Origin of the sequence: Thermophagus xiamenensis, from assembly GCF_900112795.1 — a bacterium.
GTDB classification, from domain to species: domain Bacteria; phylum Bacteroidota; class Bacteroidia; order Bacteroidales; family Marinilabiliaceae; genus Thermophagus; species Thermophagus xiamenensis.
Window position 1 is genome coordinate 111,985 of the sequence record NZ_FONA01000005.1, and the last position, 19,792, is coordinate 131,776.

The 19,792-nt window shown below is 36.5% G+C and carries 15 protein-coding genes and 1 pseudogene; 10 read left to right on the forward strand and 6 right to left on the reverse strand.

Annotation, left to right across the window (positions count from 1 at the left end):
- Window positions 1–930: 930 nt before the first annotated feature.
- From BM130_RS04250 to BM130_RS04275, 4 genes are all read right to left on the reverse strand, one after another.
- A complete protein-coding gene (locus tag BM130_RS04250; RefSeq protein ID WP_010526675.1) occupies window positions 931–1,329 on the reverse strand; it encodes a type II toxin-antitoxin system HicB family antitoxin in 399 nt (132 codons plus the stop codon).
- 2 nt (window positions 1,330–1,331) lie between these two features.
- Entirely contained in the window at window positions 1,332–1,523 is a 192-nt protein-coding gene (locus BM130_RS04255; RefSeq protein ID WP_029626492.1) for a type II toxin-antitoxin system HicA family toxin, read from the reverse strand.
- 843 nt (window positions 1,524–2,366) lie between these two features.
- A complete protein-coding gene (locus BM130_RS04265) occupies window positions 2,367–3,011 on the reverse strand; it encodes a hypothetical protein (protein WP_010526672.1) in 645 nt (214 codons plus the stop codon).
- A gap of 1,432 nt (window positions 3,012–4,443) precedes the next feature.
- Window positions 4,444–5,478 (reverse strand): hypothetical protein, encoded by a 1,035-nt coding sequence (locus BM130_RS04275; RefSeq protein ID WP_010526670.1) that lies wholly within the window; start codon window positions 5,476–5,478, stop codon window positions 4,444–4,446.
- Between the two features lie 1,027 nt (window positions 5,479–6,505).
- Here BM130_RS04275 and BM130_RS04280 point away from each other — a divergent pair.
- Together BM130_RS04280 and BM130_RS04285 are read left to right on the forward strand one after the other, a co-directional pair.
- Window positions 6,506–6,742: a helix-turn-helix domain-containing protein gene (locus BM130_RS04280; protein WP_010526669.1), complete on the forward strand. Its 237-nt coding sequence runs from the start codon at window positions 6,506–6,508 to the stop codon at window positions 6,740–6,742.
- Window positions 6,708–7,535, forward strand: a complete 828-nt coding sequence (locus tag BM130_RS04285) for a hypothetical protein (protein WP_010526668.1) — start codon at window positions 6,708–6,710, stop codon at window positions 7,533–7,535. Before BM130_RS04280 ends, BM130_RS04285 begins: the two co-directional genes overlap by 35 nt.
- Here BM130_RS04285 and BM130_RS04290 read toward each other — a convergent pair.
- Window positions 7,499–9,382 (reverse strand): HsdM family class I SAM-dependent methyltransferase, encoded by a 1,884-nt coding sequence (locus tag BM130_RS04290; RefSeq protein ID WP_010526667.1) that lies wholly within the window; start codon window positions 9,380–9,382, stop codon window positions 7,499–7,501. The genes BM130_RS04285 and BM130_RS04290 overlap by 37 nt on opposite strands.
- 293 nt (window positions 9,383–9,675) lie before the next feature.
- Between BM130_RS04290 and BM130_RS04295 the strand changes: the two genes are divergently transcribed.
- The 6 genes from BM130_RS04295 to BM130_RS04320 all read left to right on the forward strand — a co-directional run bounded on the left by BM130_RS04295 (window position 9,676) and on the right by BM130_RS04320 (window position 14,462).
- A complete protein-coding gene (locus tag BM130_RS04295; protein WP_139217718.1) occupies window positions 9,676–10,152 on the forward strand; it encodes a hypothetical protein in 477 nt (158 codons plus the stop codon).
- Between the two features lie 163 nt (window positions 10,153–10,315).
- Window positions 10,316–10,498, forward strand: coding sequence for a hypothetical protein (locus BM130_RS04300; RefSeq protein WP_010526665.1), 183 nt, complete (start codon window positions 10,316–10,318; stop codon window positions 10,496–10,498).
- Window positions 10,498–10,794 carry a type II toxin-antitoxin system RelE/ParE family toxin gene (locus BM130_RS04305; RefSeq protein WP_217645606.1) on the forward strand — a complete coding sequence of 99 codons (297 nt, stop codon included), beginning with the start codon at window positions 10,498–10,500 and terminating at the stop codon, window positions 10,792–10,794. Before BM130_RS04300 ends, BM130_RS04305 begins: the two co-directional genes overlap by 1 nt.
- 338 nt (window positions 10,795–11,132) lie before the next feature.
- Entirely contained in the window at window positions 11,133–11,693 is a 561-nt protein-coding gene (locus BM130_RS04310; RefSeq protein ID WP_138956841.1) for a hypothetical protein, read from the forward strand.
- Between the two features lie 480 nt (window positions 11,694–12,173).
- Complete coding sequence (locus BM130_RS04315) at window positions 12,174–12,791, forward strand: hypothetical protein (protein ID WP_010526662.1); 618 nt, start codon at window positions 12,174–12,176, stop codon at window positions 12,789–12,791.
- 825 nt (window positions 12,792–13,616) lie between these two features.
- Window positions 13,617–14,462 carry a carcinine hydrolase/isopenicillin-N N-acyltransferase family protein gene (locus BM130_RS04320; RefSeq protein ID WP_010526660.1) on the forward strand — a complete coding sequence of 282 codons (846 nt, stop codon included), beginning with the start codon at window positions 13,617–13,619 and terminating at the stop codon, window positions 14,460–14,462.
- 139 nt (window positions 14,463–14,601) lie between these two features.
- Here BM130_RS04320 and BM130_RS04325 read toward each other — a convergent pair whose 3' ends face one another.
- A complete protein-coding gene (locus BM130_RS04325) occupies window positions 14,602–16,836 on the reverse strand; it encodes a glycoside hydrolase family 97 N-terminal domain-containing protein (RefSeq protein WP_010526659.1) in 2,235 nt (744 codons plus the stop codon).
- A gap of 704 nt (window positions 16,837–17,540) precedes the next feature.
- On the opposite strand from BM130_RS04325, the pseudogene BM130_RS15810 reads away from it, so the two are divergent.
- Both BM130_RS15810 and ric read left to right on the forward strand, forming a co-directional pair.
- Window positions 17,541–18,515: pseudogene (locus BM130_RS15810) on the forward strand (endonuclease/exonuclease/phosphatase family protein).
- A 522-nt stretch (window positions 18,516–19,037) separates the two neighbouring features.
- Window positions 19,038–19,760: an iron-sulfur cluster repair di-iron protein gene (gene ric, locus BM130_RS04340; protein WP_010526657.1), complete on the forward strand. Its 723-nt coding sequence runs from the start codon at window positions 19,038–19,040 to the stop codon at window positions 19,758–19,760.
- The last annotated feature ends 32 nt before the right edge of the window (window positions 19,761–19,792 follow it).

The window sequence follows — 19,792 nt, forward strand, 5'->3', positions numbered from 1 at the left end:
GACAAATGTATTTTGCAAAATATGACTCCCTAACCCCTCTTTCAATGAAGTAAATTTACGGCAAAACAACACCAAAGGAAAGGCCTCAGTGATTCCTGCGAAATTGTTTGCTCCTTCTTTATGATTAGTGGCGGGTATTATTCTGATGAATGATTTGTTTTTGTGGATGAAACTAGCATGCCCAACAAAGAGGTGAGCTGTTAGGCCGAATTAGATCATTAGATTCACAGATGTAAGATACTTCATGCACCAGGCCCTGTGCCATCAAACGCAGAGACGCGAAGACGCAGAGGAAACGGCGAGTCCCACCCACAACATATTTCAATTTATTTCCACATATATCCATTTATACCACAAACTTCTAAGCACCATTTTTTCCGCCATCGGCCTGTGCACTGAACAAAAGATAGTTAGATTTAAGATTTTTAGATGTAAGATTTAAGACATCCCATCCGCTATGCCCTGTGCTCCATGCCCTTTGCCATTAAACGCAGAGGAAATGACGAGTCCCACCCACAACATATTTCAATTTTTTTCCACTTATATCTATTTATATCCCTTCTCTGACTTCCGGCCTCTGGCTTCTGGCTTCTGACTTCTGGCCCCTGGCTTCCTGTTTTAGAGCTTTCCTGTAAAGGGTAAGTCTGCACAATGGGTTTCCATGAGCACATAAAGAAGCTCAATGAAGTTCAGCGCGATTACATCCCATTGGCTATCATCTTTAAAACGATTTCCAAAACTACGGAAATGAACCAACTGTTTCCCATGGTTTAAAGAACCGCCGTATATGCACCTGAGTGAGAAATATCCGGTGAAAATTTTGAACAAAAGGTGGGAGCGTAGCTCGCGTACGTACAATGGTACGAGAGGTGCTTCGGTGGGTTAATGGCGCATAGGCAGTCTACTTGATTGCGTGTAGTGCATTTAATTTCAATGTCTATAAATCAAATTAATCTCAGACAATTCTTGTCCGATCTGATGTATCCCGTATAATATTTTCTCAGTTTGTTTCTTAGATGGTTTTTTATGTCCTTGAACATATTGAGACAAAAGAGTCGGATTCATACCAATTTTTTCAGCCAGAAACTTAGAATTTAGAACTTTATAATATTGAAAAAACTGTTTAAAGTCAAGCTCAAATTTAAGATTATCATGTGTCAATTTAAGATTATCATCCTCAAAATAGAGATTTGCTGCTTCTAATGCATTTTCAATCAACTCGGGAATTGTCCGGCCTGTTGTAAATATTGGATAGTTTTCGCAAAAACCGGAAAATCCGGTATCGGTTTTCTCAACTATTATTTTAATTTTTTTTGTTGTCGTTTTCATAATTATCCTTTTTTTATTCCTGCATCTTTAAGGATTTTTTTCTCCAGTCCTTTACCTACCTCTTGACTCCCATGGTTTGGGAAAATTATCACACCAGGTTTTGTATCATGTTTCATCTTTACATGTGAACCTTTTTGAGAAATCGGATACCAACCATCTTTAATCAAGAGTCGATAAAGTTCGGAGCATTTCACTTAAATTATCCCTTTGTAAAACCCAATCAAAGGTAAATAATAGTTTACTTTTATCCAAGAGAATCATTTTTTAAGCAGAGTGCTTCTTGGATTACTTACAACGGTAAATTGTTGGGTGTCGTAGTGTAGACTTACCCATTATATGACTAACCCTAAAATAGACGTTTTTTTTCTTTTACCATTTTCAAACACAGAGGCGCCAAGACGCAAAAGATGAACCCGGGATGATGTTAAACTATTGTAATCTATGTGTGCCATTGCCGAAAATATCTTTCAAAATGTCATGCCTACGGCATTAATTGATTTAGTGATTCTATTTTTTACCATAATGCCATGCCTTACGGCATTTAAATGTTCTGCCAAGTTGGATATTAAAGAAAATAATCCAAGATCCGCCAGGAGCCCCAAAATGGTATCGTCACATAATGCAGTGTCTAAATTTTTCCTCCTAATGAAGACGGTTGAACACAAACAAAATGGTCATTGCCAAAAATATCTTTCATATTGACCAAGCCTTACGGTATTTTATTGTTCTGCTTCGTAGAAATTAAATGAAAATATTCGGGCTCCGTTAGGAGCCCCATTATGGTAGAATAGGATCAAAATGTGAATGAAACACCGTAGGTGTGACATAATAAAGATTCCAATAATTCCCCTTTCAATTCAAAAAATAACCACTAATTTCTTATCAACCTTCTGCCACCGCCTTCGGTCCCCAAACCACTTATTTCTATTTATTTCCACTTATATCCATTTATATCCATCCTCTGACTTCTGGCTTCTGACCTCTGGCCTCTGGCTTCCGGCCTCTGAAAAAAACACCCCTGAAGGCCCTTGATGCACTTAATCTACAATCATTCTGGCTTTCTGGAAGCCATGATAGAAGTTAGGATCGCTGCGCTTAAAAATCGACATCAGCTTGTCTATCCGGTTTTTCAGCAGGTCGTTGGCGTCCGACAAGAGCTGTTCGATCTCTTTGGTAGCCACGCTTGATTTAATTTGGTAGGCACGCGGTAGGCCGTTGATTTCGAGCAGCTGGTTGAGGTCGTTCTGGACGTCGGTGATTTGCTCGGCCGTGAGTCCGAAGTCGCTCACCAATACTTCCTGCAGTTCAGACGCTTTGTCGATGATAGCTTCTACTTTGATGTAAAAATCATTGTATGGTAACCGATAGAGATCCGACCGGCTGTCGCTCATTTGGCGTGCCAGTTCGTCATCTCCTTCGGTTAGAGCGTAAGCTTCGATCACATCGTTAAGAATGTCGGCCTTTGCTGCGATGGCTTTTTTAAGAGCCAGTTTTGTTTTGCCATAGGTGACCTGTGCTTCGGCCTGAGCCTCGGCAGCACTTTTGATGGCCGCGATTAACTGGCTCAATTCCGTTTTAGCCGCAGCAAGTCTGGCTATGTTCTGCCACTTCGCCGCATTCTCGTCGAGGTAGTTGTTAACTGCCTCGAGCATGTTGAGGCGATTGGTTTGTTCAGTGTTCATGTTAGATTAGGTTTTAAGGGTTTAGTAAAAATTGACCATTTTAAAATTTTGTATGGCGTAGAAGGACCTTCAGGGATGCCAAATTTTACTAAACATTTTTTTCGGGACCTTCGGGCGATTTTTGCGCGCCTTTTAGAGGCTTGTGCGCAGCCCGGAGACCTTTATGCGGACCTCCGAGAGGCTTGTGCGCAACTCGGAGACCTTTGTGCGCACCTCGGAGAGGTTTGTGCGCACCTCGGAGACCTTTGTGCGGACCTCCGAGAGGTTTGTGCGCACCTCGGAGACCTTTATGCGGACCTCGGAGAGGTTTATGCGCAGCACCGAGAGGTTTATGCGCGACACCGAGACCTTTTTGCAGACTTGTTTGTCCTAAATTATCGAAATGATTTTTCGCCGGAGTTATGAAGGCGGATCTGTGTTCCCGGCAACAAACTGTGTTATGAGACTTCGGGGATTAATCATATTCAACCTGTCACCCCGGAGCAGACGGTGAATATCAACAGGTTTAATGAGCAGACAGCTGTGATGATATGTGTGCCTGAATCTCATGTCTGATACGGTTTTGTCGGCCGCATCGGAAAAATGGCCATGTTAAACAATAATGTTTCACAAAGCGCACTTTAAATTTAGCAAAAATTTGTGCAAAAATGCAATACCAAAAGGTTGAAAAATTAAAGACACCATGCCCTTTACTATTAAACGCAGAGACGCCAGGATTAGATATAAGATAATTAGATTTAAGATATTAGATGCTTCATAAACTATGCTGTGTCCCCCAAGCTCTGTTCCATCAAACGCAGAGACGCAATATTGCAGAGGAGACGGCGAGTCCCATTCACAACATATTTCTATTTATTTCCACTTATATCCAGTTATATCCCAAACTTCTAAACACCATTTTTCCCGCCTTCGGCCTGTGCACTGAACAAAAGATAGTTAGATTTAAGATTTTTAGATGTAAGATTTAAGACATTCCATCCGCTATGCCCTGTGCTATTAAACGCAAAGACGCCATGACACAGAGAAGACGGCGAGTCCCACCCACAACATATTTCAATTTATTTCCACTTATATCCATTTATATCCATCCTCTGGCCTCTTCTGGCTTCTGACTTCTGGCCTCTGGCTTCTGGCTTCTCTGTAAAGGGTAAGTCTGCACAATGGGTTTCCATGAGCACATTAAGAAGCTCAATGAAGTTCAGTGCGATTACATCCCTTGGGCTACAATGTTTAAAACGATTTCCGGAAATACGGAAATGAACCAACTGTTTCCCATGGTTTAAAGCACCGCCGTATATGCACCTGAGTGAGAAATATCCGGTGAATATTTTGAACGAAAGGTGGAAGCGTAGCTCGCTTTCGTACGGTGGGGTGGGTGGTGTTCCGGTGTGTTAATGGCGCATAGGGCTGCTACTCAATTGTGCTTAGTATTTTATTCAATCTTCTCAATCAATTTATCTAAATTCTGTTTTGATTTATCCAAGTACGAAATAATTTTGATGAAGTTATCCTTTAAATATCTTTTTTCCATTCTCAGTGCTTTAATTTCCATATTGCACTTAGAAGTAATAACAGACATTTCTCTTAAATCATCATTCAATCTATTTTTTGAAATCAAGTCATTAAGAGGAACAATAAAATTCTTTTGAAAGCTAAAAACTTCAATATTTCCATCTTCAGAATGAGGTAAAATGAACTTTTCAACTAAAACCCAAATTTGTTTATATGTTAAATCCTCAAATGGGTTTTTCCCAGTTGTTTGCTCAATTTTCAGTCCGTATTGAACAATATTCTGCATAAGTTGCTGAAGATATTCATTAAACAAATCAAAATGCTTTGATGAATTTTCAATATATTCATTAAACCTTGATTTGATTGTTTTTGAAATGTATTGTAATGAGCTAATAAATCCATGTACACTATTTGAAAATTCAACAGCTTTATAAAAATCTTTATTTTTTGCGTCTAAGTATTTTAGAAGATTTGTCTTGTCTAAGGATTTAAAGATTTCACAATTTAAAATTTCATTTATTTTCAATTCAGGAGTATCAAATTTATCAATAGCCTGTTCTTTTAAAAAATCCTCTATTGATTGTTTTTGGTCTTGAAGAGGTTGCTCTAAACATCTCAGTTCTGTAATCCATCGTTGTCCATCCTTTTTAATTTTTTCCTTTTGCGAAAAATAATCATATCCACGATTCAAAAAGAAACCTAATATTAAAGTCAGAATTGGGAAAATCAAATTAATATAATCCCTTTTCCCTGATTCTAATTCAACTTTATCAGCAACCTTAATTGTCAAGGTATCAAGATTCTGTTTTGAAATAAAATCTTTATATTCCATATCTTGAAGCAAAACAGTTTCTGTTAGCTGAATCGAAGAATTTGAATTAATTGAATCTGCATTTACCTTTTGAATTCCTGTTAAAAAAATTAAAGTAACTATTAGAGTCTTAATACTTTTCATATGAGTATGAGCTTCTTTAATATTTAGCACAACGCATGTCTAAACACACATTGTTTTTATATCTATTATATCCCAATTTATTTTATTATCAGTTATTGAGCTATTTATGTTCTATTAAGTCCAAAGTTTTTTTTGTATTTGAAATAGATCGTGTGTTTACGTGTGAGTTAATTTCTGTTGTGGTACCCGATTCATGATCTAAAAACATTTAAATGTATATAAGGTCGACACCATATTCTAATAAATGAGGTGCAAAAGAGTGGCGTATGTGTTTTCACTCTTCATGTTTTTTGTAAATACAAAAATATAAAATATATTTACGTGCAAGTGTTTGTGAATTAATTTTTTGTGGAGTGATTATAGTGGCAGTTGCTACCGTTGATCGAAAGCTTAATTATTTGTGCCGTTTAATTCAGATGTAATCGATATTCTTCAGGTGTTTCTTTGGGATTTTTCATATATGCCGAAATTAATCCTATAGATATATCTGTTTTCGGGAATCCACATGGGTACAACAACATTAAATACTGGTAACAGCTCAAGAGCATATTTAGGGTTATCAGGGTTTTCTTATGTTAATGCCACTGAAACGAGCATGGCGGCTTATGCAATGCGAGTTTCATTTGGCAAATGTGCCAAATAATTTATGGTTCGAAAACAAACAACCAAACTCTAAATAGCAAAGGAAGTTCGCAACCTGAACCTGTCAAGGGTATATAATCGGCTTCGTGCCTCAGCCGCCCTTGACAGAACCACCTTGCTCACTGAATATGCATTTAGAATTTTGGTTTCAAAAAAGAAAAATGTCTATTTTAGAGCTGTCCTATAAAGGGTAAGTCTACAAAATCACTAGCACAATCAGACCGAAAAAACAGCAAATCTGTTTTTCTGATTCAACTATAAATTTATAAACTAACTTCTAATATGTTTGATGTATGCGTTATGAAATTTTACCAACACTCAAAAAAATTTTTGAGTGTTACTTATAGTCTTTGGCTTATAGTCTACAAATGTTAATCTTTGCAATATGGATATAAAATCTAAAATCGGCATTAGAATTAAAGAATTACGAGAACAAAAGGATATGTCTCAGAAGGATTTATCTTTTTTTTCTAATATAGATAGGAGTTATATAGCTAGTGTCGAAAACGGTCAAAGAAATATTTCTATTGTAAATATTGAAAAAGTATCCATCGCTCTTGGTATCTCTTTAAAGGAATTCTTTAATAATGACAAATTTGATAACGATTCAAGAAGCTGTTGATAATTTTAAAGAATTAATTCATTCTGCAATATGTGAAGGAGGAGTCAAAGCTAAAGAAGCAATGATTCGCTCATCAAGACCAATAAACAATATTCACGAGGCTGTAAAAGCCGAATTAATCCGAAATGGAATTTGCCCTACGAGAATTCATCCTGCTCTTAACAATACTAGGTCTGAATTAAAACTTGCTGGATTTATAAAACAAAAGAATCAAGATGTCTGTGTCTCTCCCGAAAATTATGAGCCTAAAAAGGTAATTATGACGGAAGGACTCTTACGTGGTCAAACGGATGATTACGGAAAAGATTACACAGAACGTACAATTTCAATAAATATCCGAAGTCAAATAAGTTCTCTTGCGAAAAATTTTGATACTCTATATGAAAGAACAATTGCAGAGGCAATTAATTTACACGTAAGATGTCCAAAGATGGTTTTAGGTGAGGTTTATATGATACCTGTAAAAGAATATAATGTTTCTCTTATGGATGAGTTTAGAGTTGAATTCATTGATAGAGTAAGTTCAGTTGAAAAATACATTAAATCATTTCAAGCTATAAACGGAAGATCTAAATTTGATCGAGAAGATTATAAATATGAACGTGTTTGTTTGCTTATTGTTGATTTTCAGCAATCACCATCAAAGATTTATTCCAATAATCAGGAACTTTATGATGATGGTTTGTTAGAGAAAAATTCCGATGTAAGTATCGAAGAACTTTCTTGGGAATCCTTTATTAAAAGCTTATTAGTCTGTTATGAAAAAAGATTTGGCGATTCAATTTTAATTTGATATTTGGATATAAGAAATTCATCTATTTCTTCTTTAATAGTAAGGTTTTTTAGTATCTCTATTTCTTCTTTTGAAAAATCAGGAATTGTAAATTTTTCAATGAAGTTTTTTTGATAGCAGGGAAATCCACCTTGAATAGAAACACTGGTCATACGAATATAATAATCCATTACAAATGAGTTAAGTATTTTTTGTACAATTAGAATGTTTTCTTCCTTGGAAAGTTTATGGTGAGTATCTGTGTCGAAAAGGGACCTTGACTGTGATTTGTCTTTTTTAAGAAAAATGCCGTAGCCATTTGTAAAATAAGCGTCTTCCTCCGATACAAATAGAAATCTAGGATGTTTGCTAAAAGTTGGAGTAAGTATTTTTTTCCCAAACTTAGTTATTCCTTGAGTTCTTCCCCAAACATAAAATGGTGAATATTTGTTTTTTCCTTTGTCCCTGTTTTCTAAAGTTTCTTTCTCCGAAAGAAGATATTCATAACATTTGGGAAATTTTATTTGAAATTCTTCTTCGGGAATCGGTATTGGATTTTTTGAATCTGTAAAATAAGGCGTGATTATTCTTAATGTGTTTTGCTCAATTTCATTTTGGTTTTTGAATTGAGATATCTTGTAAACAGGTTTTGTGATTCCCTTTTCAATTAAAAATATTCCCCTTTTAGTTTTTTTGATAAAATACCCATTTTCTTCATTAACAGAATCAACGAAGAAAACTTCATCTTTTAGAGTAGCAATGCCAACATTAATGTCAAATAAGTTTTTTATTGGGGTTCCTATGTTCTCGATAATTTTAATGTTTTTTTGTTCATTTGATTTTAGTAATCTCCATTTTTTTACATTTAATTCTTGCAAAAAATTTGGAGAGCCATTTGCAGACTTTAAAAATTCCTGACAAGTTTGGCTGTCCTCTATCTTATCATATAAAATTGTATTATTTTTTTTCTTGTTTGCAAATGTGATTGCAGTATAAGTTTGTGCATCAAAGACTTTTTTATGCCTAAAATCAACAATTTTTGTCAGGCACTTAGTTTGTATAAAATATTGGCGAAGAGATAAACCTGCCAGAGAAGTAAAATAATTGTTTGGTGTTATATATCCTAATTTTCCATTAGGTGTCAATAATTTGTGCCCTAATTCAAAAAAGGCAAAATATAAATTGAATGTTCCGTATTTTATTGTTTGCCATTTTTCAGCTAGATATTCACGGTTTTCAATACTTAAATCTTGGTACTTTACATACGGGGGATTACCAACAACTATATCAAATTTATTAGTCCAATTTCCTTTTAAACTATCTTGGCAAAATAAATTAAAATCTGTTTCTTCAATAACTTCATTATTTTGAAGTCCCAATAAACTTAAAATTATTTTCGTGCGAATTATATTATAATCAAGTATATCTGCACCGAAAATATTATTTTTGATGGTGTTTTTGATAGGCTTTTTGAATTTCTTTTTAAAATATTCCGCAATTCCAATTAAAAAAGCTCCACAACCACAACTTGGGTCAAGACATTTATCTTTTTCTTTAGGAGCAACTTCACTAACTATATAATCAACAATATATGTCGGTGTGAAAAACGCGCCATTTACTTTTCTGTCTTTTATTGGAATTAGTAATTCTAAATAATTTTCTAATTGTTTTAGGTTTTTGATTTCCAGTGAAGAAAGTTTTAGATAAACATCTGGTTCAGGTTCAAAGTTTCTTAGTAGTTTTTTTAGAATTGGACTTTTTTCAATATCAAGATTATTGTTTTGAATAAATAAATATACGAGGTGTTTCTCGATCAAGTCAATGTCTTGATTTTTTAAAATGTCGTTTATAATTCTTTTGTTTATCATATAGTTTTGAATCCTTGTGTTGACTATGCGCAACAAAAGTAATCTAAATTCTTACACTTTGCAAATAAACTTTTAGCCAAATTTTTTTGATATCATTTTGTCATCTATAGACTTACCCTTTATATGACAGCTCAAAAATTGACATTTTATTTTTTTAGATTGTTAGATTTAAGATTATTAGATGTAAGATTTAAGATGCACCATGCCCTATGCCCTTTGCCATCAAACGCAAAAGCACCAAGCCACAGAGGAGTAGGGGAGTTTCAGCAACCACCAAAATGCATGATAACGAAATGAACAAATGGTTTTTTTATAATTTAACGGTTGGGTTTTCGGTTTACTGGATTTCAAATTTGATATTGTGGTTCCCGTGGAGTATTAATCCAATGCTTGGAATGACTTTAATGTTAACCGTTTCTCCAATAATCTGGATTATCTCAACTTTTTTGTGTATCCGAACTTTTCCCAAAAAAAATATAATGATCGGGGCTGTTTATAATAGCTTGGTATTTCTTGCTTTGGCAGTTGTAATGGACTATGTGTTTTTTGGACTGATTCGGAATGCGATGGATCAGTTATATCATCCGACGACTTTCTATGGTTATGGTTTTGTTGCGAGCATACCATTTATTGTTGCCCTCGGATTTAGCAAAATAATAGACAAGAAAAAGCGAGGTGTGCGTCAGTCTGATTTTATACAAGCAGGAATAATAGGATTGGTTTGTTTTGGCTTTCTGGCTTTAATAATAGTTTTGGAGATAGAAATTTAGTAAAAGTCGAATTACCGGTTATATATAGGCGTAGGAGCGGTTGGCACAACTCGGCGGTTATAGCGGGTTGAATGTAACCTTGCCTTTTTACAGACCACCTCGGAAAAAATAATTTCTTTTCGATTATAGACCTTATATTTGTATAAAACTAAAGGAGTCAGATATGTTAACTAAAGATATTGTAAGGCAATCCATTGAAAATCTTCCCGACTCATTTACCATTGATGAGCTCATTGAACAATTAATATTTGTTGAAAAGGTGGAAGAAGGACTTAAACAATCGGATGAAGGTAAAACTATTTCAAACGATGATGTAAAAAGTATGATTGAAAAATGGTCAAGTTAGTGTGGACAGAACTAGCAACGAAGGATTTAGAAGAAATCTTTAATTATATAGCAAAGGATTCTGTTCGATATGCATCATTTTCTGTGAATAAAATCTATAATCGAGCACAAGATATTATTTATAATCCTTACGTTGGCCGGGTAGTTCCAGAGATTAATAATAAAGTTATCAGAGAAGTGATTTCAGGAAATTATCGGATTGTTTACAAAATAGTTAATGAATTCCAGGTTGATATTTTACGAGTTTATCATTCAGCAAGATTATTAAAAGCTGATAGATTGGATAAACCAATCTAATTGAACATGATTATTTTGTTGATGTTTATGAAAACAAGTTAATGTGAAATGTTGTGTGGGCTTCCCTTTTGTTGGGCAATGCTAAAATATTGTTTTTTAGATGATAAGATTTAAAATGCTTTTTGCTCTGCGCTATTACCGAACGCAGAGGCGCAGAGACAGAGAGAAAAAATAAATACGGGTAATCTGATACCTCACACTCCACACTCCGTACACCAACCTCACACACCATACCATCCACCCCTTCCCCCTTTTCACCCTTCAACCCATAATATAGATAGATTCTTAGATGTAAGATTTAAGACATCGCATTTGCTATTCCCCTTGCACCATGCCCTATGCCCTTTGCCATCAAACGCAAAAGCACCAAGCCGCAGAGGAGAAGTGGAGTTTCAGCAACCACCAAAACGCATGATAACGAAATGAACAGATGGTTTTTGTATAATTTAACAGTTGGGTTTGCGGTTTACTGGATGTCAAATTTGGTATTGTGGTTCCCGTGGAGTATTCATCCAATGCTTGGAATGACTTTAATGTTAACCGTTTCTCCAATAATCTGGATTATCTCGACTTTTTTGTGTATCCGAACTTTTCCCCAAAAGAATATAATTATCGGGGCTTTTTATAATAGCTTGGTATTCCTTGCTTTGGCAGTTGTAATGGACTATGTGTTTTTTGGACTGATTAGAAATGCGATGGATCAGTTATATCATCCGACGACTTTCTATGGTTATGGTTTTGTTGCAAGCATACCATTTATTGTTGCCCTCGGATTTAGAAAAATAATAGAAAAGAAAAAACGAGATGTGCGTCAGTCTGATTTTATTAAAGCAGGAGCAATAGGATTAGTTTGTTTTAGCTTGCTGACTTTAATAATAATTTTAGAGATAGAAATTTAGTAAAAAACGAAATGCCAGGGTAAGATATAAGATTATTAGATGTAAGATAATTAGATATAAGAAGCTATATGCCATTCACCATTCCACCCTTCAGATTCAAAGATAGTTAGATTGTTAGATGTAAGATATAAGATGGTCTATTCGCCATTCCCTGTGCTCTGAGCTCCATGCCCCTTGCTCCATGCCCTGTGCCCTTTGCCATTAAACGCAGAGACGCCAAGACGCAGAGAGGGCAGGGTAAGATATAAGATTATTAGATGTAAGATAATTAGATTTAAGATATCAGATGCTTAATACACTATGCTCTGGTTCCTAAGCCCCATGCTCCGTGCCCGAACCGGTTCGCTCACCGAAAAAGCATTTTGAATTTTGGTTTCAGAAAAAGAAATTGTTTATTTTAGAAGTATCCTATAAACGTTAAGTTTTCATCCTGAATTAATCGCTAATATTCAATTTGAAGTTTAACTAAATACTAATCAAATGAAGAAATTATCTTTATTGTTATTCTTGACATTTCTTATAAGTCCATTAACATTCGGACAAAAAATGTATGTATGGTGTCCAAAGGAACAAATGGTGCCCCAAAGAAAAGGTTTCCTCGCAAATCAAAAAATAGACTTAGTTGTTTTTGATGCTAGAACTCTGACTCCTAAAAGTAAAATTGAATGTGAAAGCAAAGAAATTACCAACAATATTGCTCAATTAATTAAACAAACATATCCGTCAGCATTGATAAACATACTTCCGAGTGAAAATTATTACCAAAACCCGAAAGATGGTATAATTACTATTAAAGTTTCAATCTCAGCATATCATGCTGCATTTGGTGCTAATGTTAAGGTTGGGATTGGAAGTATTGGAGGTGATTTTAGTTGGGGCGTCATCCCAGAAGGGAAATGGAATGCAGTGACAGGTTATAATATTAAAATCTATGATTATAGATCTGAAAATAAGAAAAAGGGCAATCATAATATTGGGAAACTAGCATCTAGGCCTAATACAGGAGGCTATAGAACAGCAAAGAATATTTTGAATATTACTTATTTAGAAGCTAATCAGGAGTTATTCTCTTACATCGACAACTTTTTCATGGAATAAACAATGAATCGTCAAATAATAGCCTGTATAACATAGAGGTAAAGTATTGTTACTTGTTCTAGTTTTAAGGTGATTTGACAGGAAAAAGTCACAGGATCGATTAATATTATATACCAATTGCGTTCATCAGTTTAAGCGGTTCCCGTTCAAGTGGTGTAGAGTATGTCTGGAAACAGCTATTAAGCGTTATGGTGCTCCGGAAATCTTAAATGCCGATCAAGGAAGTCAGTTTACGAGCCCGATTTTACCGAATACATTTCCTTACAAAAACTCACTAAATTTAGCATGGATGGCAAAGGCATAGTCATAAATAATACATTTATTGATTGCTTTTGCAGAAACATAAAATATGGAGAAATCTATCCTCAGCCTTCAGATGATGGTTTAAAGTTATATGATAAAATAAAAGAGCATATGATGTTTTATATGTGGAAAGAGGACATCAGTCTTTAAATTATAAAAGACCTGAGAAAGTGTTTGTGTCGGTTGTTTAGATTTTCTTATCCGCCCACTTGAGAGGATAAGAAAATTTAACTTATAAAAGTAATGAAGTTGTATAAAAGAGGAGAGAATTTAACTACATTCAGAAAGCTTTACGATGGTTATTCCTAAAACGAAATAGTAACCTCAGAGACTCAGCAAAAGAAAGATTAAATTTGGTACTTGAAATTAATTTTAATCATCCCGCTTTCTGAGGGCCAGCAACAAAGATTTGTCGCCCCCTCATGCAAAAAAACTGTTTGCCGGTAAAGAAATCCGCAAACTGCCAAGGCTTTTACATCGGCTGTTGTCCATAAATATAAAAACGGAGGAGAATTAGGTAAAATGGCAAAAATAAAACTACTACTGATAGTCTTTGCGGGACTTGTTTTAATTACGTACCCATCTTTGGCTTGTTCAGTGCTATACTATATCGATTCGGCAACCGGAAAAATTTATGTGGTCAATAGTGAGGATTATTGGCTGGATGTTGATGCATATATTCAAATTGAACCCGGCACCAAAAAGAAGTATGCCCGCTTGTGGTATGGCTGGGACAATTTTGCGCAGGGCGGCATCAACGAAAAAGGACTGTTTTTTGATGCGGCTGTAACGCCGGAACAGCCCAAGATAAAAGGCTACGGAAACCCCAAAGACAATTTGGGCGACAAGATATTGGCATACTGCTCTACCGTTGAGGATGCTTTAATGTTTTTGGAAAAAGAGAAAATAGCCTTGACTAACAGTCATATGATGTTTGGAGATAAAACGGGAAATGCCGTGGTGGTAGAATGGGTCGACGGAGAAAGAAAACTCGTCCGGATAGAAAACCATAAGCTTCTCATGACCAATTTTCTTTTAACCAGGCCGGAGACCGGAAACTACCCCTGCTATCGATACAAAAGTATAGAGGATAGAATTCAAGCCATGGAGAAAAGCGGCGAAGAGATTAACCTGTTAAAAGTGGGAAACACTTTCGGACAGGCGGTTCAGCCGCCACGTCAAAACGAAGAAGGTCGGGCAGGGGGCACGGTTTATACTTCCTTTATTAATATAACCGACAATAAATTTTTTCTGTCTTACCAACTCAGTAACGAAAATGTAATTAAACTTGATTTGAATAATGACTTTAAGAAAACAAGGCCTCAGAAAATTAAGCTGAACAAATTGACAACCAACGGCCGGGAATAAAGAAGTGATTAGTCGTTAGTCAACAGTCATTAGTGTTAATGGACTAGTGACTAATCACTAACCACTAAATACTAACTTTAAGTTCCATTCGACAAATAACCTAAGTAAATTTTAGACGGATTTATTTGGGAAACTCTCTTTAGTGGGAAATATAGAGCCAATGGGTTTCTTTTGAATTTTTAGATTCGATTGAGAGCAGGTAGCATCCTTCCGGAAGTGAGGATACATTCAGTGTGGTTTTTCCCTTTCTCCAATTTAGATGCTTTGAGATTAATGCCTGTCCTTTACAGGAAAAAATCCGGACCAAAACATTTTGTCCCGATAGATGCGTGGCTTGCAAAGTAATGTAATTATTTGCCGGGTTTGGGAATAAAAGTGTTTTTGGTGTTTTTGTGTCCTCTTCTATCCCTGTGGTACCCTCTAATTCTCTAAAAATGGCCACCTCACCACTGTTGGGTGCCAAGGCTACCTGTAAACCTTCCGGTGTAATTGTTCCATCGTTTTTTAAATTTTCAAGAGTTGTTACTGTTTTTTCTATGGTCGCGGAGTCTTTATCGCGGTAGAATGTTACTTCATAGTCTGAATTTTGTTCTAGAAATGAAAGCGGGATTCTAACAACCCTTGATGTTTCATTGTTTATGGTCGCCAAAAACCATTGGTCATCTTTTTTTCGTGCATACGAAACAAAGTTTCCCATTTCACCCTTGGCCAGAACAGACTGCTCCCAAACTGTCGGCAAAAAAGAGAATAGCTCAGTTTCAAGCGGAACCTTATAGTTCGAGGGTCTGCCATACCACATAATATGCTGTAATGGACTATAATTTATTACACTGAGAGCTAGTTGATGGCCTTTTGATGTTTTTAGCTTTGAAGGGTAATTTTCTTCACTTTCTTTAAAACAGATGGTATAGTCGGTTGCTCCGGTAAGCATACGGGTGTAGGGAATTAATGTGGTATGATTGCCCGAATGGGTAGAGGTATATTCATTTCCCCGCACCCCTTCGGCTGTCATAAGGTTTGGATACTTCCTTACAAGTCCTGTGGGTCGAAAGTTGTCATGAACGTTTACAATCATCCTTCGTTTCCCTGCCTCTTTTACAATGTCATATATCTTTTTTATTCCATAAGAAGAGTATCCGTCCATAAATCCTAATTTCAATCCTTTGATTCCCCAACTTTCGTAAAGGTCAAACATGGCTCGATTGTCATAGTTATACCAGGCAACTTTGTTTATATACAATATGATACCAATATTTTTTTCTTTTGCATAGTTGACCACAGTTGGCATGTCAATGTCGTCAATAACTTTCATAGGATTTGAAGCCGGATTGTCTTCGTTGTTTTTACCATACCCCAGACCATACCAACCGGCATCAAACATCATGTAGTCAATGTTTAATGCCGAACAGAAGTCAATAGCTTCGAGGGCCCCTTCCGTCGTTAATGTTACACAACGAAATACGGTGCCCGGTTTAACCCATTCCCATTCCTGAGAATTATATGGGGTATTGTTTAATCCGTACAATAAATATTTATCCCTGACTAGTTTTTGGGTGTCTTCCGCAATTTGGATATAACGCCATGGAGTTTGAAAGGGCAGTTGATGGGTTTGGGTAGTGCCGGCTAAGTGGGTTTGAATAATTTGCCCATTTCCCGTTAGGGTTATTCTGGCATAATTGTCATTACCCGCTTCATTAATGACCAGTGCAAATTGGTCAGATGTTAAGGTTAAGGGAATTAAAGAACGTAAACCGTCTGTTGATGAAGGGGTATAGCCGCGCTCATTGTATGTTTCCTTCCATGCGGTATAGGGCTGATTCAGATGAAACTGCGTATTTTCTTTAGTTATCCGGATAGTGGTTACAGTATTATCCTCAGGGAAGCGATACCTGAATCCGACTCCCTCATCATATACCCTGAATATTAGTTCAAAGCGTAGAGAATATTTGTTTTTCAGAGTCAATACAAATTCTTTATAATTATTTAATACTGTTTTTTGTTCTCCATAAGGGAGAACTAAATTTTCATGGATATTTTCGGTTTGATTTTTTTCAATCGTTAAGCCGGTGCATAAATTACCGGAGCCTAAGGTGAGGTCCAATAACGACGGAGCAATAACGGTTTTATTCTCTTTATTTATTTCGTAGGTGATACTATTGGATGAAACCATTACCTGCAAGTTTAATGTTTCGGAAGGGCTTTGAACCGATTTTGTAAAAAAAGGCCCCTCCTTTGTCTTGAATAATGGCACATCGACGACTTCGGCAGCGTTGTAAATGTCAACCGAATCGGAACGGAACGAAGTTAAGTCGCTAGTGTGGCTGAAGGTGATATGTGAAATCCATACTAAAATAAAAATGACTTTTATTCTCATATGTACAAGGTGTGATAAAACATTGATTAATGAGACTATCTAATGGGATGGGCAAGTAATGATGGCAAGTCTGTATTAGGTTTATAAAAAAAAATATTTGTTGTTAATACGAAAATTTAATTAAGATGTTTTAAAAATGAGACTATACTTTCAAGTCTGTCTGTAAATGAAAAAATTAACTTTAGAGATAATGCCCAAGAAATTTCAACTGCCGGAATCAGTTTATCCAATCAAATTTTTCTATGCCCGTTATCACTATCAAAAAAGGATGTGGTTCCTTTTGAATTCGATAACGATTTCACTTAGCCCAAATCTATTCAAGAAGGGCTAAGGGCATATACACCAGAGAAGCAATAGATTCATACGCTGCCGGATTTAAGAGGAAGATTTCCCTCGTATATCCAAATTCCAGATGACAAATATAATGACAGCAGTGTGCTATCCGGGCAAATTAAACTTCATATACGATTTGATAAAGGGGGTATCGATAGTTATTTATTATTGTTACTTTTGAAAGTATTGCCGGGAGAAAGCTAAAAGACTCTACTCTGCTGCAAAAATTAGAGCTTTATAATGATGCAGGAACGGATATGCTAATATTAATTACCATATGTACAATATTGACTTTAATTGTTTCAATTTTACCCTTGTCGAAACATTCGCATTGGATGGTTAGGGCCATGGACTTTCCCCGGCTACAAGTAATGGTCTTTTCATTAGCTTTGCTGATTGCCGGAATTCTTTTTCTCGATGTACGACAGCCCCTGACTTTAGTATTGATTTCCACATTGACCCTTTGTTTTGCCTGGCATTTATGGTGGATTTTACCTTATACCCCTGTATGGCCCAAAGAGGTCAAGTTGTGTAATGAAGATAATCCCCGAAATAAGCTCAGTATCATAACATCTAATGTCCTTACACCAAATAAGAATGCGCAGGCTTTAATCGAACTGGTCAGAAAATACCGGCCGGATATTCTTATAACCTTGGAATCGGATGGATGGTGGCAGGAGCAACTCCGGGTTTTGGAATCCGATATGCCATTTACGGTTAAATGCCCTCTCGACAATCTCTACGGCATGCATCTCTATTCCAAATTGCCATTACATGACCGGGAAATTTCTTTTTTGGTTGAGAAGGATATCCCTTCAATACACGTGTCTATAGAATAACGGACAGGGGATAGGGTACGTGCACATTTTGTCCATCCGGCTCCCCCAAGTCTTACCGAAAATACCGAGTCGGCAGAGCGGGATGCTGAATTAATTATTGTTGCCAAAAGTATTAAAGAGAGCAACCAACCCGTTTTGGTGACGGGTGATCTCAATGACGTGGCATGGTCGTTAACTACGCGCTTATTCCGTAAAATTAGCGGTTTGTTGGACCCGCGTATAGGGCGGGGAATGTTCAATACTTTTCACGTGAAATATCCTCTTCTTAGATGGCCCTTAGACCATTTATTCCATAGTGAGCATTTTACCTTAAATAGTATTAAGCGATTACCGTCAATTGGTTCAGACCATTTTCCTCTCTTAATATCGTTATCCTATAATCCTGTAAAGGGAGCTCATCAGAAAGGACTTAAAGCTGACGATGAAGATTATGACAGGGCCAAAGAAATTTCAGATAAAAAGGGTGTAAGTAAGGAAGATGTGCCACAACCTAATGAAGAATATTAATTTTTGTTTTGTGAAAACATAAATTCCCCTTCTGCCGGTGGACTGACCAAAAGATGTTTAGATGATAGATATATGGATGCTAGATATATAGATGTAAGATGATTAGATATAAGAAGCTCTATGCCATTCACCATCTAACCTTTCCACCCTTTTACCCTTCCACCATTCAGATTAAAAGATAGTTATATTAATAGATGTAAGATCATTAGATTTAAGATATTAGATGCTTAATACACTATGCTCTGATCCCTAAGCCCCGTGCTCCTTGCCCCTTGCTCCATGCCCTGTGCCCTTTGCCTTCAAACGCAGAGACGCCAAGACGCAGAGGAGAAGGGGAGTCCCAACAACAATATATTTCCAATTATTTCTTTTTATATCCATCCTTTGCCCTCTGGCTTCTGATTTCTGGCTTCCGGCTTCTGAATTACTCCGAAAGTTTTTTGAAAAAAATAAAAGACAAAAGAGTCTTTTTATACAAAAAAGAGATATATTTGCCCCCATCAACCAAAAAAAGAAAGAGCTATGAAGATAGATGCAAAAACCATAGTGGGCAATATTGTCAAAGAAAACTATAAGGTTGCGCCGGTTTTAGAGGGGTACAATATTGATTTTTGTTGTGGGGGTAATATTTCCCTGGCGGCAGCCTGTGAGCGGGCATCGGTGGAAGTTGATGAGCTGATTTCACGGCTGGAAGAAGTAATGAAGGATGAGGATTTCGATGCCCGTTTTATCCGTAGTCTGGAGCTTGACCAGTTGGCCGATTACATTGAAAAGCGTCATCATGCCTATGTAAAGGAAAGAATTCCCTTTTTAAAGGCTAAGCTGGAGAAACTGTGCAGTGTGCATGGCAGCCAGCATCCTGAGCTTTTTGAGGTGGAAGAATTATTCAATGAGAGTGCTCAAAACCTAAGTATGCATCTGATGAAGGAAGAGCTTATTCTGTTTCCTCTGATTCGTAAGCTGGTGAAAGCCTCAAAAGGAGAAGCGGTTGACCTGAGCGATATGCATGGCGTGGAATCACCCATAAAAGTGATGCTGGCCGAACATGATGCCGAAGGCGAACGGTTCAAAACCATCTCTAAGCTGACCAAAGAGTACCAAACCCCTGATGATGGCTGCAATACTTACGAAGTGACCATGCGTACCTTGCAGGAATTCGAAGAAGACCTTCATCGTCATATCCATCTGGAAAATAATATTCTCTTTCCGGAAGCGCTCATTTTGGAGGAGAAACTGGGAGAATAAGTCAAGTGCATGGGGCCGGGTACAAACGATTC